Origin of the sequence: Cryobacterium sp. Y82 (assembly GCF_002929495.1) — a bacterium.
Lineage (GTDB): Bacteria > Actinomycetota > Actinomycetes > Actinomycetales > Microbacteriaceae > Cryobacterium > Cryobacterium serini.
This window is the reverse complement of record NZ_PJJJ01000028.1, coordinates 70,079-84,556: the sequence shown is the minus strand read 5'-3', so window position 1 is coordinate 84,556 and position 14,478 is coordinate 70,079. Positions and strand designations below refer to the sequence as shown.

Below are 14,478 nucleotides of genomic sequence, written 5' to 3'. Positions count from 1 at the left end.
CGTGGGCGGCCCGACAATTCATGGGGCCCAAGTTGGCACCTCGCAGAATTCGACGGTGGTGTCGGACATCCACCATTACCAAACGAGTTCCATCATGGCGGTGTTCAGGCCGGAGCCGACGCCCATGAGCAGCACCCGGTTGCCCGACTGCAGCGTCGGAGCCTCCTGCGCGAGCGTGATCGGAATGGACGCCGGGCCAACGTTGCCGAGGGTAGGAAAGGTCAGCGGAATCTTGGTCTTGTCCATGCCGGTGGCCTTGACGATGGCGTTGGTGTGCACGCTTGAGACCTGATGCAGGATGTAGCGATCCATGTTTGACCAGCTCCAGTCCCGTTTAGCTTCGGTCCAGGCTGAAACAACGAGTTCCATACCGCCCCGGAGCAACGCTTTCGCGTCGGTGAACATGCCGTCAACACTGCCGACGCACAGGTCGTTGAACTGGGTTGCCGCGCGGGTGACCCCGCCGAGGATGCGGTGTCCACCGGGGTGGGCATCCGCCGGGCCGAGCACCGCTGCGGCTGCGCCGGAACCGAGGGTGAGGCTCGCAAACTCGCTCATGAAGTCTTTGCGCTTGATGCCCGGGCGGCCGAGGCGCTCGATTGTGTTGGCCTGAATCTCATCGGCGTCTTCGCCGTCGATGATCACCGCGTACTTGATCTGCCCGGAGTCAATGAGCTGCGCTGCCAGGGTCATACCGTTGACGAAACCGAGGCACGCGTTCGCAATGTCAAAGTTGATCGCCGACGATGGCAAGCCGAGTCCGTGGTGGATGCGCACGGCGACCGAGGGTTCAAGGTGTTTGCGAGTGACCGAAGTGTTGATGAGCAGGCCAACATCGCTCGCCTTGATGCCCGCCTCCCGGAGCGCGATCTCACCGGCCTTGACCGCGGCGTCGTCAAAGGTCTCGTTCGGGCCCCAGTTGCGTCGCTCGTAGACACCGGCCACGCGCTGCAGCAACCCGGTGGGCAGCTTGAGCCGCGTCAAAACAGGCTTCAAACGCCGGTCGATTTCTTCGGACGTCGTAACGAGGGGCGCAATGAGACTGGCTACCGACAGCAAAGCGACGTTCCGATGTGTCGTCGTCGCGTTCCCGTTCAAGCGTCAACCCCTGTCAAATTGTGGACAGCGGTAATCATACGTCCCCTACGAGTTTGCCCCATTAAACTGAATGCCAACCGCACGCGGCCTGTGCGCCCAGTGAAGGCGCACAGGCCGTTCCTCAGATCACTCCCTCCGAGAGCGTGCTCGGGTTGCCAAACCGGTGCGCGGTGATCGAAATGGCCTGTTCGCGCAAGAACGGCAGCACCTCGATACGGCCGGCCTGGGTGACAGCGTTGGAATACAGGGCAATGTCCGGGGTGCCGTTCATTGCCTCAGCCAGAGCGGATGCCGCCTCCGCCGCGCCCAGCACCGGGTCACTGCCGATGAGGCGCACGCGGCTGGCCGTGATCGCGCCCGAGCGTGCCCGAGCGAGCCACTCCTCGTCGCTCTCGATGACCACCAAAATCTCGCGCTCGGCGAGGATATTGCGCACGGCGGGCGGCACCGGAATGGTGCTGGATACGTCGAAGCGCGACGTTGACAGGGTCGCGGCGGCGATCACGCGCAGCAGCTGGGCGAGCGTGCCGGTTTCGGTCAGGCGCACGGTGACCGGCAGCGCGCGGTAGCGGAACAGGTTGCGCTCCACGCCGAGGTCGGTCGCGTCGCGCACGACGTTGAACTCCTCGCGCCAGGCGAGGGCGTCGCTCACCGCGGAGCGGCGCAGCACGTCGAAGTCGGCGTAGTCGAGAAACGGCTGGCTGGCCTCGATGATGTCGGTGACGCGCTGCTCGAGACCGCGCAGGTGCAGCGTCGAGCTGTTGCGGCCCGGTTCGTTGACCCAGCTGCCGAGGCCGAGCAGGTAGTTCGGTCCGCCAGCCTTGGTGCCCGCGCCCACCGCGGAGCGCTTCCAGCCACCGAACGGCTGACGTTGCACGATGGCGCCGGTGATCCCACGGTTGACGTACAGGTTTCCGGCCTCAACGGTGTCGACCCAAAGGGCCAGTTCGTCGGCGTCGAGCGAGTGCAGCCCCGTGGTCAGGCCATAGTCGACGGCGTTCTGAAAGCGGATGGCTTCTTCCAGATTGCGCGCGTGCATCACGCCGAGAACCGGGCCGAAGAACTCGGTGAGGTGAAAATACGATCCGGGTGCGACGCCGGTGCGAATGCCAGGCGACCAGAGTTTGCCGGTTTCATCGAGCTGCTTCGGCTCCACCAGCCACTTCTCTTCAGCACCGAGGGTGGTCAGCGCGTGCAGCAGTTTGCCGTCGGCCGGTGACATGATCGGGCCCATCTGGGTGACCGGATCGCTGGCCGGTCCGACCTTGATCGAGGTCGCGGCGTCGACCAGCTGGCCGAGAAACCTCTCCGATTTTGCGACCGATCCGACCAAAATTACCAGGCTCGCGGCCGAGCACTTCTGGCCGGCGTGGCCGAAAGCACTCTTGATCACGTCAGCGGCGGCGAGGTCGAAGTCGGCCGAGGGGGTGACGATGATGGCGTTCTTGCCGCTGGTTTCGGCGAGCAGCGGGAGGTCCCGGCGGAACGAGCGAAACAGCTCGGCCGTCTCGTAACCGCCGGTGAGAATGACCCGGTCGACCGCGGGGTGAGCGATGAGCTTGGCCCCGAGGTCCCGGTCAGGCAGGTTGACGAGCGCGAGAAGTTCACGCGGAATGCCTGCCTCCCATAGCGCCTCGACGACGACGGCACCGGTGCGCTGGGCTACGGTGGCGGGTTTGACGACGACGCCAGCACCGGAGGCGAGGGCGGCGAGCATGCTACCGGCCGGGATGGCGGTCGGGAAGTTCCACGGCGGGGTGACCACGATGAGTTTGGAGGGCACGAAGATGGCGCCCTGCACGCGGTCGAGGTCCTTGGCTCGTTCGGCATAATAGTTGGCGAAGTCGATGGCTTCACTCACCTCGGCGTCACCCTCCGTGATGGTCTTGCCACACTCGCTCGCCATGACCTCGATCAGGCGATCGCGGTTGGCAGCGAGCGCGAGGGCGGCGCGGTGCAGCACGGCAGCGCGTTCGGCGCCGGTTTTCTGCCCCCAGGCGGCTCCGGCGGTCAAGGCACCGTCAATGATGGTGTTCAGCGCGACCTCGTCGGGAACCGCGGCGGCCTCGATGGTGTCGGTGCCGAGAACGGATGCGTCGGCGCGGGCCAGGATGCGCCGGCCCCAGGCCCGGTTTGCGGGCAGTGACGGGTCGGTGTCCGGCTCATTGCGGAAGCTCGAGTGCACGGGCACCGAGCCGCGGGTGATGCCGAGCAGGGCTTCGGTCAGCTGCGGGTCGGCCTCGGGGGCAGCCTCGATGCCCTGGCTGCGGGCATCCGGTTGAGCGGCGGCGAGGCGATCGAGGTCAAAGCTGCTCGAGCGGTCCTGCACGCGATTCGGGGCCGGAACCCGGTCATCGAGCGCGTCGAGGGAGGCCTGAAAACGGGCCTTTTCGCGGTTGAACAACTCCGGGCTGCTGGTCAGTTCGAACACGGCCGACATGAAGTTCTCCTGGCTCGCGTTTTCTTCGAGGCGGCGAATGAGGTAGCTGATCGCCACGTCGAAGTGTGAGGGATCGACGACGGGGGTATAGAGCAGCAGCTGCCCGACGTCCTGCCGCACGGCCTGGGCCTGGCCGGTGGCCATGCCCAGCAGCATCTCAAAATCGACCCGGTCATCGACGCCACGGGCGACGCTGAGCAGGTGCGCCCAGGCCACGTCGAACAGGTTGTGGCCGGCGATGCCGAGTTTGACGGCGTCGGTGTTCTGCGGGGTGAGCGCCCAGCTGAGCACCCGCTTGTAGTTGGTGTCGCTGTCCTGCTTGGTCGAGAACGTGGCGAGCGGCCAGTCGTGCACGGCGGCGTCGACGTGCTCCATGGCGAGGTTGGCGCCCTTGACGAGACGCACCTTGATGGCAGCTCCCCCGGCTGCGCGGCGGTTCTGGGCCCAGTGGGTCAGGCCCTGGATGGCGCTCAGGGCGTCGGGCAGGTAGGCCTGCAGCACGATGCCGGCCTCAAGCTGGGCAAGTTGCGGCTGGTCGAGCAGCCCCTCGAACACCGCGATGGTGAGGTCAAGATCGCGGTACTCTTCCATGTCGAGGTTGATGAATTTCGAGGTGCCGGATGCCGCGGCGAACTCATACAGCGGCGTCAGCCGTTCGATCACCCGGGCGACGGTCTCGTCGAAGGCCCACATCGACAGCTGGCTGGCGATCGACGACACCTTGATCGAGACGTAGTCGACGTCTGGGCGTTCGAGGATGCGCTTGGTGCCCTCGAGACGTTCGAGCGCTTCCTTCTCGCCGAGCACCGATTCGCCGAGCAGGTTGATGTTGAGGCGGTTGCCGCTCTCTTTCAAATGAGCCAGTGCCGGCCCCAGCTTGTCGGGGGTGGCGTCGACGACAAGGTGGCCGACCATTTGGCGAAGCACCGTGCGGGCGGCGGGGATGACTACCCAGGGCAGCACCGGACCGAGGATGCCGCCGAGCCCGATGGCCGCGCGCATGGGCACCGGCAGAAAGCCGGGTGCCTTCTTAGCCACTTTCTGCAGGCTGTAGCCGGCGACCATCTTGTCTTCGGGTCGCATGACGCCGTCCACGAAACCGACAGTGAAGTCGAGGCCGTTCGGGTCTTTCAGCACGCCGGCGAGCCGCTCGGCCGCGGCATCCGCCGGGATGGTGGCGCTTTCGTCGAGCCATTTCTTAACGAGCGCAACGACCTCCGTACTGAAATCCTCGTTGGCGGGGCGGGTGGAGGCGTTGGTCATGGTCACGAGACTAGTCTTTCGTTCGCGGATGGGGTGCTCTGGTGTAACAAGTCTGAGACCAGCCTATATTTAGCAAAAGCAATTGTTTATGCAGGGTATTCGTTACAATTTCTAATGGTTCGGTTTTCGGTGGGCTGATGGGTGTAGGGAGCAGCAAATGCTGGATGTCAGGCGGCTGCGGCTGCTGCGTGAACTGAAAATTCGCGGCACCCTGGCCGGGGTCGCCGCAGCTCTGGCGTACAGCCCGTCGGCGGTGTCGCAACAGCTTGCACTGCTGGAGAAAGAGGCCGGCGTCGTGCTGCTCAAGAAGGTGGGGCGCCGGGTGCAGCTCACCCCGCAGGCCGAGATCCTGGTCGAGCACACCACGCATCTGCTGGAGCGGCTTGAGCTCGCCGAGGCCGACCTGCGTGCCAGCACGACGACCGTGTCGGGCACCGTGCGGGTGGCCGTGTTCCAGTCGGCGGCCCTGGCCGTGATTCCGCGCGCCCTGACCTTTCTTGCCGAGCAGTTTCCAGCGCTGCGGGTCGAAGTGACCGAGCGTGAGCCCGAGCGCGGCCTGTTTGAGGTCGCGGCACGGGACTTCGACCTCGTGCTGGCCGAGCAGTATCCCGGCCATACCCGGGCGCACTGGCCCGACCTCGACCGGGTCAACCTCGCAACGGATGCGTTGCGGCTCGCGGTGCCACCAGCGGAGAACTCCCGCGTTGCCGCCGGCACGCTCGAGGACACGGCCGGCCTGCCCTGGGTGATGGAACCGGTCGGCACGGCCTCGCGCCAGTGGGCCACGCAGCTGTGCCGTTCGGCCGGATTCGAACCCGACGTTCGGTTTGAGACCGCCGATTTGATCGCACACATCCGCTTGATTGAATCGGGCAATGCCGTCGGAATTCTGCCCGATTTGGTCTGGGCCGGTCGCATGCCGGCCGTGCAGCTACACGATCTGCCGGGCACACCCCATCGCACCCTGTTTTCGGCCGCGCGTCGGTCGAGTGCGCAGCGCCCCGGCGTGGTCGTGGTGCGCAGAGCCCTCGATCGAGCGGTGAGCAAGGTTGCCAAGCTGACGGAATCCGACCCGCTCGAGCCGCCGCGCCCGTTCGAGCCGCTCGCACCGGTGTGACACGCCCACCGGATAACAAACGGATGCCCCCGCCACGGGAGCCGGGGCATCCGTCTCTAGAACGCTAGGCCGACAGGGCCTGGCGCTTGCGATGGGCCAGGATCAAGCCGCCGCCGAGCAGCAGGAGCAGCGCGGCGAGGCCGGCCGGGGCGAGTGACGCACCGAGCGCCGGGATGGCGCTCAAGCCACTCGTTCCCGCGCCCGCGGACCCGGCCGCAACGACGGAGACCGCGATGCTGATCGGCTCGAGACCGATGGAGGTGATCACGAGCGTGTGCGCCCCGACCGGCGTGTTGGCCGGGATCACCGCCGAGAACGTGGCAATTCCGGCGGCGTTGGCCGTGAAGGTGCCGAGGTTCACCGGTGTGGAGTAGAGCGTGCCGGTGATCTCCTGGCCGGGGTTCAGCCCGGAGACCGTGACGGTGACCCTCTCGCCCGGGGTGAACACGGCGTCGCCGACCTCGACGCTGGCCCAGTCGGTTCCCGCCAGCACTGCGCGGCCAAGCGGTGCCGGGTCGACGAGCGCGTGCTGCTCGAAGTACGAGAGAGTCGCCGCGAGGTCGGCCTGGCCAGTATCCGTAGCGTTGATTCCGGCGGCGAAGGTCGTGAATTTATCGCCTCCCGTGGCCAGGAACGAGTTCGTCGTGACGCGGAAGACCGCGGCCGGGGAGATCGCCACACCGTTCAGGGACATGCCGACGATGTGCTCCCCCGGTGCGGCGTCGGGCTCGTAGAGGTAGCTGAAGCCCTCCGAGACACCGAGGTGCAGCTTCGAGCGGCTGGGCTGCCACTGCTCCTCGAGCACCGCGCGCAGCTGGGCTCCCGTGAGGTCCATCGTGACGAGGGTATTGGCGAACGGCTGCACGGTGGCGACCTCCTTGTAGGTCACCTTTCCGTCTTCGCCGAAGCTGAGGTCGGTGCGCACTCCGCCGGGGTTCATGAATGCGATCTCGGCTGGCTCGCCGCCGAAGTCCGCGTTCGAGGTAGCCCAGAGCTGAATGTCAGCGACAAGGTTGCCAAGGGTCGATTCTGAACCGCGATCTTCTGCCACCCCCTTGTAGGCCCGGGTGATGTCGGCGCTGATGGCACCGACTTCGACCGAGCCAACGATATCGGCCTGGGCCTTGGCATCCGCTACGATCTGCGCCACGGTCTGGTCGGCCGGGAACAGGCCGGCCGTTCCGTTATGCAGATCAACGAGGGAGCTGGTCAGCGAGAGGACCGCCTTGCTGGCCGGGTCGACCGCGATGTTCACCCGGTCGAGGTTCATGCCGTACTGGCCGCTCTGCATCACCGGGCGTTCGAGCCCGTCGGTCCAGCCGTCGACCGGGTAGGAGCAGTTGTAGGTGGCGTGGGTGTGGCCGGAAAGGATCGCGTCGATATTCGCCGATGCACCGCGAATCAGACCGCCGTACAGGGTGTCGGCGGCGCCGATCGCGGCGCAGTCGGTTCCGACGCCACCCTCGTGGGTGAGCAGCACTATGACATCGGCTTCGCCGTTGCCCGTACTGCCGTCCTGCAACTGCGCGGCCACCCGGTTGGCGGCTTCGAGCTGGTCGCCGAACTCAATGTCGGCGATGCCGGCCGGGGAGACCATCGAAGCGGTCTGCGCGGTGACGGTGCCGATGAAACCGACCCGTATCCCGTCGACCTCTTTCACCCAGTACTCACTCAGGGCGGGAGTTTTCGTGCCCTTCAGGTAGACGTTGGCGCCGAGCGCATAACGCGGGTCACCAAACGATGACCTGACCCGGTTCTTAAGGTCGTCCCAGCCCGCGTCGAACTCGTGGTTTCCCACAACGGATGCGTCCAGCCCGGCCGCGAGGAGGGCGTCGATGGTCGGTTCGTCCTGCTGTGAGAACGACGTGAAGGTGGAGGCGCCGATGTTGTCGCCCGCGGAGACGAACAGTGTGTTCGGGTTTTCGGTCTTCAGCTGCGCGACGGCTCCGGCGAGCACGGCAGCGCCGGCCTCCTGGTTTCTGGCGTTGGCGTCGAGGCGACCGTGAAAGTCATTGATGCCGAGCACCTGGATCTCGGTGGGAATGGTGTTGATCGAGAAGATCGTGGTGGTTCCGGAGACCTCGTTGCCAACGGCGAGCATCGGCTTGCCGGTGGGTGAGTCTGCTGCGGAGATGAACGTGACGCCCTCTGGACCGAGGTCGCCAGCCAGCGGCAGGTCGGTCGCACCGGTTCCGGCCGTGACCGAGTCTTCCATCGACACCGCGAAATTGCGGTTGTTGAGGTAGGTCACGAACTGGGCGTTGGTCGGGTCGGTGATGTCGTAGGCCATGATGCCGCCGACCCGTTCGAGACCAATGAAGGCGTAGGTGCGGCCGTCGATGGCGCCGATGGCGAGGTTTTCCGGCTCCGGGCCCTTGTCGTCGCTGCGACCCTCGAGGTTGGACTCGCTGTGGGTGGAGTTGAAATACGCGGGGTTCGCCGCAGCGGTGATGCGTTCGAAGTCGTCTCCGGAGTCGAAGGACTGCGTGCCGTTCGTGTTCCAGATCGAGAACGAGCGCGAGCCGAAGGAGTAGAGCTCGTCGTAACAGTCGTTGGTGGCGTTGAAACCGTTTTCCGTGGTCACATTCAGGCGCCCGAGTTCGGCGTCAGTGTTTTTGCCAAAGAGCGGGCTGTCGGCACAGATCGTGAGGTTCTTGGCACGATCACCCTCGACGTAGCTGCCCCACTCGCGGGCGTCACCCTCGTTGGCGGTGACCAGGTAGGTCGCGTCGGTGCCGGTAGTGCCATCCGTCGCCGTGTAGGCGTTCATGCCGTCGGGCATGTACATGCCCTTGAGGCCTTCGTAGGTCTTAATGTTGACCGTCGGCGCGTCCTCGGGGTCGCGGTCGGAGGCGTCGATACCGTTGCCGACGAGGCCGTGGTCCTGAAAGCCGAGCGACCGAACGGAGGTGACTGTGGCGGTCAAAAGATCCACGACGGCGACCGCATTGGCCTCCTGCAGCGCTACGTAGGCCGTGCCGCTGTCACCGTCGATGGCGACGTACTCGGGTTCGAGGTTTCTCGAGACGGGAAAGTCCGTGCCGATGGTCGGTCCGAAGACGCGTACGTCGACGCCGAGCGTCTTCGAGCCGCCGGCCTCGAAGTCATTGAAGTCGGCGGTCGCGACGTCCGTCGAAGCGGGCACGGAAACACTTCCGGGCAGTGAAACGATGCTGACTGAGCCCTGCGGGTCGATCGTGAAGTCGTCGCTCGGCTCGCCCTCGTTGGCAGAAACGGCATACTTGCCGTCGGCCGAGATGCTCACCATGTCGGGCAGGGCTCCCACGGTGACGGCACCGAGAATTTTGGGCGCCGCTGCGGCGGCGTCGAAGAAGACGAGCCAGCCGGCATCCGTTTTGGTGGGCGATTCGATGGCGATGGCGCCGAGGCCATCGGCGCGCACGGCTACCGAGTTGGCAACCGCACCGGCCGGAATGGTTCCACCACCGTCGATAAGCGCACCCACGGCGCTGAGCGCAAACTGCTTGGTCGGCGCAGTGGGGACGGCAATATCGAGCACGTCGACCGCACCGAGTTCGGCGTTGACCACGAAGAGTCGCTTACTGCCGCCGTGGTAGGTGACGATTTCGGCGGCCGACTTGTCGAACGTGCCGGTCTCGTAGCTGCCGAGCGGCGCCATCTCGAAGTAGGGGTCGGTTCCGTTCGCGGTGATGGGCGCCGTGACGATGGCAGCGGATGCCGTCGGCACCGCCGAGACAAGGGGCGCGGCCGCGAGCGCGGCGCAGGCGGCGACGGCCGCCATGGTGACGATGGGAATTCGGCGTCGTGCGGGGCGTCGAAAGGCGCGCATGCGGGGATCCTCCTGGGAACAGACATTGAATACCTGACTGTGTAGCGGGCACAGGTGTCTCGCAGATGAATGCAGGGTGTCTCTAAGCCCTCGATAGGCTCGGGTCATGAGCGAACCCACACACGACGTCGTGATCATCGGTGGCGGCCACAACGGCCTCGTCGCCGCCGCCTATCTGGCCCAGGCGGGCCGCAGCGTGCTCGTAATCGAGCGCGAGCCACAGGTCGGCGGTGCCGCCATTTCAGCGAACACCTTCCCCGGCGTCGATGCGCGCCTCTCGCGCTACTCCTACCTGGTGAGCCTCTTGCCGACCAGAATCATCCGCGAACTGGGCCTGGATATCGAACTGGTCCGGCGGAGGTACTCGTCCTACACGCCGGGGCTCTCCGATAGCGGTCTCCTGGTGGACAACGATAATGCCGAGTCGACCCGAGCAGCGTTCATCGGCATCGGTGCAGCTGCCGATTTCGACGCCTGGAACGCTTTCTACGACGACACCTCCCGGCTGGCTCGCTCCTTGTTTCCCACGGTGTGCGAACCGCTGCTCACCCGCTCGGAGGCGAAACGGCTGGTCGACAACGACGCGCTCTGGACCGCACTCATCGAGCAGCCCCTCGGCGGCGTGATCACCCAGCGCTTCACCAACGACCTTGTGCGCGGCGTGGTGGCCACCGACGGCCTGATCGGCACCTTCACAAGCCTCGACGACCAGAGCCTCGATGCCAACCGCTGCTTTCTCTACCACGTGATCGGCAATGGAACCGGGGACTGGGACGTGCCGATCGGTGGCATGGGCGCCGTGACCGGGGCACTTGAACGGGCGGCTCGCGAGGCCGGCGCACGGCTGGAGGTCGGTGCCGACGTCACGTCGATCACCCCCAGCGGAGCTGTCGAGTACCGCCAGAACGACCGCATCATGACGGCCAACGGCGCGGTGGTTCTGGCAAATGTGGCGCCGTGGGTGCTTGGGGAGTTGCTGGGCAATGGCGGCGAGGCATCCGGTGGAGCAATAAAGCCGGAGGGCGCGCAGGTGAAGGTCAACCTGCTGCTGACCCGGCTGCCACGGTTGAAAGACGCGAGCGTGTCGCCAGAGGCCGCGTTCGGCGGCACGTTTCACATCAACGAGAGCTACCGGCAACTGCAAACCGCCTACGAGCAGGCGGTTTTGGGCGAGGTTCCCGAGCTGGTGCCATGCGAGATCTATTGTCATTCGCTGTCCGATCCGAGCATCCTCTCGCCACAGCTCGCCGCAGCCGGAGCGCACACCCTCACCGTCTTCGCCCTGCACACCCCGAATCGCGCGCTCACCGAGGAGAACAACGACCAGATGCGGGCGCTCCTGCAGGCGGCCGTATTGCGATCGCTCAATTCGGTGCTCGCCGAGCCGATCGAAGCGCTGTTAGAGACGGATGCCGCCGGTCTCCCCTGCATCGAAACCAAGACCACGCTCGACCTCGAGCACGCCCTGAATCTGCCCGGCGGCAACATCTTCCATGGCAAGTTGACGTGGCCGTTTCTGGAAGACGATGAGCCGCGCGCCACCCCCGCCGAGCGCTGGGGAGTCGCCACCGGGTATCCGCGCATTCTGGTTTGCGGCGCCGGGGCCCGGCGTGGCGGCGGGGTCAGCGGGCTCGGCGGTCACAACGCCGCCATGGCCGTTCTGGAGGGATTCTGACGTATAGCCGGGGCGTGCAAAGTGGCCTAGCCTGAGTTAAGACTCGCGTTTCACTCAAAGTGGAGGTCACCATGTCAGCCAGGCCCACCGGACGTCTCGTTCACCGCGAAGACGGCCTGTATCTCATGTTCAATCGGCTGTTCAACGCGCCCATCGAAAAGGTGTGGGCAAGCATGACCCGTCCCGCCGAACTTGAGAAGTGGATCGGCACGTATACAGGCTCGCCAGCTACCGGCGCCGTTAAATTCAAGATGACGGCGGAGCCCGACGCCAAGTGGGAGTTCGTGAGCATTCGGGAATGCCAGGCTCCGCACCGCTTCAACGGCGATTTCGGCGAGGGCGAAGACTCCTGGCGCGCCATGTTCCACCTGGTCGAGGGTGACGGCATGACCAACCTGACCTTCGGGCAGCGGCTTCGTTCGGCGTCCGAGGCCTCCACGGTCGGTCCCGGCTGGGATTACTACCTTGATCGCCTGGTCGCCTCGCGCGCCGGCCTGCCAGTACCGGCATGGGAGCACTACTACCCCGCGCACGCCCAGTTTTACAAGGACCTCATCATTCCGGTGCGCACCGCCTGATTCGCCGGGACTTGCGCCTCCGTCGACCCGCCGTAGTGCGGGGTCGAGGGAGGAGTTCGTGCTGCGTGTTCCCACCTCACACTGACAACAGGGCGGTTCGCCCCAGCTTTGAGAGAGTCGAAAATCGGTTGCTTCAGCATGGTTGCAGCGCTCTCTTCCCGCGCTCGCTGGTGAGAAGAAACTTCTGATCCGCATTCACTTTCTACTGAGTTTTTCTCGCTTTCATGAGCGTTTCAGGCTACAATTGTTGGTGAAGGAGGCACCGACGCCATGACCCTCACCGCCCCGCCCGCCGCCACCGGCTCGATGCCGGAACCCGAGGGTTCTCGGGTTGCGGTCATTGCGCAGGCTGGTGCTTTGCTGGGGTCTGTTTTAGACGGAACACGGTTTGGTCACCTGGACGATGCTGAAGCCGTCGCAGTCCTAGCGGCGTTGGAAGAGCTCGGTCGCAAGGTTGATGGTGCCAGGCTACGAGCCACCACCGACATCGGTGTGCGCGCCGAAACCGACCTCGGTAACGGCTCGCTCGCCTACAAGAACGGATGCCGCAACCGGGTCGAATTCATCACCCAACTCGCCGGCATCTCCGGCCGCGAAGCCAAACGCCGCCTGAAGCTGGGTGAGACCGCGGTGGAACGCACCCCGATGGGCCTGCCGGTGCCGGCCCGGTACCCGGTTATTGCCGACGGGCTGGAGAGCGGTGAGCTCGGGGTGGAGTCGGCCGAAATCATCGCCACCACCCTCACCGCGCTGCACGGGAAGGTCATGCAGGACGACCTCGACCACGTGGAACGCGCCCTGGTCGCGTCGGCGACCGGAGCGATCACCCAGGAAACGGCCGGGCTGCCCGGGGCCGGTATCCGCTTCGCCCCCGACCTGCTGCGGGCGCAAGCATTGGAATGGCAAGGGCGGCTCGACCCGGACGGTACCGCCCCCACCGACGACCTCGTCGAAGCGAGAAGCTCTCTGACGTTTGGGCTGCTGCGCAACGGGCTCTATCCGCTGCGGGCTGACGTCACCCCGGAACTGCGCGGCATTATGGACACCCTCTTCGACACCTATTTGTCGGCCCGGTCCCGCACGCCCCGGTTTGAACCCACCGAACCCGGCGACAGCACAGGCGTTGGCACTGTCACGGGCACCGAGTTGGACGGCCTAGATGTCGGCGACTCGCGCGTGGACGGTGAACGTTTCAGCGCCGACCCCTTCACCGGCGACCCCCGCTACGACGGAGACCGCCGCACCGCCGGCGAAAAACGCGCCGACATCCTCCGCGACGTTTTCCAAGCGGCCGCACGCGACCCGAAAACCCCGACCATGGGCGCCGCCGCCCCCACCGTCATGATCCACGTCAACGCCACCGACCTCGACCAGGGCCGCGGTGTCGGCTGGATCGACGGCATCGAAGCGCCCATCTCGATGCGCCGGGTGAAAGAAACCATCTGCTCCGGCGGCGCCCAAACCGTCATCTTCGGCGACCACGGTGCCGTGCTCTACCTCGGCGAGAAGGTGCGCTGCTTCACCGCCAAACAACGAGCCGCGATCAGTGCCCGCGACGAAGGCTGCATCATCCCCGGCTGCACCACCCCCGCCCGCTGGACCGAAATCCACCACGTGATCCCCCACCACCAGGGCGGACCAACCACCATCGACAACGACTGTNGGACCAACCACCATCGACAACGACTGTCTCCTCTGCTGGTTCCACCACCACACCATCGACACCAGCGGCTGGAACATCCGCATCATCAACGGCCGACCCCAAATACGCGGGCCCCTCCTCTGGGACCCCACCCAAACCTGGCGCCCCGCCCACACCCACCGCGCCAACACCCCCAGCCCCGAACCACCCTGGCGCACCTAGCACTACGCCTGGCTCGGTTGGGTTACCGTTTTAGCCAGTTCCAGAGGGCTAGTTCCAGATGCTGGGAGCGGGAGCTCGCGTCGCGGGAGAGGCTGCATTGCGGCTCCACTCGAGCAGCCACTCGGGCACCGTCACGTCGTCGGGGGCCACACCGATCGCCGCGAGCAGCTCGTCGATCGTCACGACGCCGCCGGTGCGCTTGAGAAAGCGGCCGCGAATGTAGCCGTGGGAGTAGATTTCGGGTGAGCCGTCGGCATCCGGTCGTACAAAGCGTTGTTCGACGTATACGGCCTTTTCGTCGAAGCCGAGGATGCGCGACTCCACCGTGAACTTCTGCCCGACCGTGAGCGACTTGCGAAAGCTGATGGTCTCGGACACCACAACCGGGTACCAGCCGCGCTCCTGGAAGATGGCCCAGACGCCGGTGCGGTGCAGCATGTCGAAGCGGGCCACGTCCATGATCGACAGGTAGACGCCGTTGTTCATGTGCCGCAAAATGTCCAGGTCGGTCGGCATCGTCACGAAGTTGGTGCGCGCGACATCAAAGTGGCCGAGCCGGGGGCCGAACTTCGACAGCAGGGCATGGAGGAGGGTTCTGAAGAACATATGCACGACACGATGCTAGCGAAGCG

The 14,478-nt window shown here is 65.5% G+C and carries 7 protein-coding genes and 1 pseudogene; 4 read left to right on the top strand and 4 right to left on the bottom strand.

The genetic code is table 11. The annotated features are described in order from the left end of the window. Positions 1–75: 75 nt before the first annotated feature. Entirely contained in the window at positions 76–1,098 is a 1,023-nt protein-coding gene (locus tag CXY70_RS05785) for a 3-oxoacyl-ACP synthase III (protein ID WP_104191431.1), read from the bottom strand. A 121-nt stretch (positions 1,099–1,219) separates the two neighbouring features. Further along, positions 1,220–4,801 (bottom strand): bifunctional proline dehydrogenase/L-glutamate gamma-semialdehyde dehydrogenase, encoded by a 3,582-nt coding sequence (locus tag CXY70_RS05780; RefSeq protein ID WP_104191513.1) that lies wholly within the window; start codon positions 4,799–4,801, stop codon positions 1,220–1,222. Positions 4,802–4,958: 157 nt separating this feature from the next. On the opposite strand from CXY70_RS05780, the gene CXY70_RS05775 reads away from it, so the two are divergent. Continuing rightward, complete coding sequence (locus tag CXY70_RS05775) at positions 4,959–5,918, top strand: LysR family transcriptional regulator (protein WP_104191430.1); 960 nt, start codon at positions 4,959–4,961, stop codon at positions 5,916–5,918. A gap of 64 nt (positions 5,919–5,982) precedes the next feature. Here CXY70_RS05775 and CXY70_RS05770 read toward each other — a convergent pair whose 3' ends face one another. Next, the gene (locus CXY70_RS05770; protein ID WP_104191429.1) at positions 5,983–9,729 is read right to left on the bottom strand and encodes a choice-of-anchor I family protein; all 3,747 of its coding nucleotides are present in this window, start codon (positions 9,727–9,729) and stop codon (positions 5,983–5,985) included. A 106-nt stretch (positions 9,730–9,835) separates the two neighbouring features. Here CXY70_RS05770 and CXY70_RS05765 point away from each other — a divergent pair, with 106 nt between their 5' ends. From CXY70_RS05765 to CXY70_RS18305, 3 genes and pseudogenes are all read left to right on the top strand, one after another. After that, positions 9,836–11,404 carry an NAD(P)/FAD-dependent oxidoreductase gene (locus tag CXY70_RS05765; protein ID WP_104191428.1) on the top strand — a complete coding sequence of 523 codons (1,569 nt, stop codon included), beginning with the start codon at positions 9,836–9,838 and terminating at the stop codon, positions 11,402–11,404. Between the two features lie 71 nt (positions 11,405–11,475). Further along, positions 11,476–11,982 (top strand): SRPBCC domain-containing protein, encoded by a 507-nt coding sequence (locus CXY70_RS05760; RefSeq protein WP_104191427.1) that lies wholly within the window; start codon positions 11,476–11,478, stop codon positions 11,980–11,982. Positions 11,983–12,252: 270 nt separating this feature from the next. Beyond that, a pseudogene (locus tag CXY70_RS18305) lies at positions 12,253–13,527 on the top strand (DUF222 domain-containing protein); the annotation flags it as partial. 367 nt (positions 13,528–13,894) lie between these two features. Here the strand turns inward: CXY70_RS18305 and CXY70_RS05750 are convergent. Continuing rightward, entirely contained in the window at positions 13,895–14,452 is a 558-nt protein-coding gene (locus CXY70_RS05750; RefSeq protein WP_104191425.1) for a thioesterase family protein, read from the bottom strand. Positions 14,453–14,478: the final 26 nt, after the last annotated feature.

What these genes read in the sequence shown, in the direction of transcription:
- CXY70_RS05780 (WP_104191513.1), bottom strand. Translation starts at nt 4,801, where the DNA reads ATGACCAACGCCTCCACCCGCCCCGCCAACGAGGATTTCAGTACGGAG.
- CXY70_RS05775 (WP_104191430.1), top strand. Translation starts at nt 4,959, where the DNA reads ATGCTGGATGTCAGGCGGCTGCGGCTGCTGCGTGAACTGAAAATTCGC.
- CXY70_RS05770 (WP_104191429.1), bottom strand. Translation starts at nt 9,729, where the DNA reads ATGCGCGCCTTTCGACGCCCCGCACGACGCCGAATTCCCATCGTCACC.
- CXY70_RS05765 (WP_104191428.1), top strand. Translation starts at nt 9,836, where the DNA reads ATGAGCGAACCCACACACGACGTCGTGATCATCGGTGGCGGCCACAAC.
- CXY70_RS05760 (WP_104191427.1), top strand. Translation starts at nt 11,476, where the DNA reads ATGTCAGCCAGGCCCACCGGACGTCTCGTTCACCGCGAAGACGGCCTG.
- CXY70_RS05750 (WP_104191425.1), bottom strand. Translation starts at nt 14,452, where the DNA reads ATGTTCTTCAGAACCCTCCTCCATGCCCTGCTGTCGAAGTTCGGCCCC.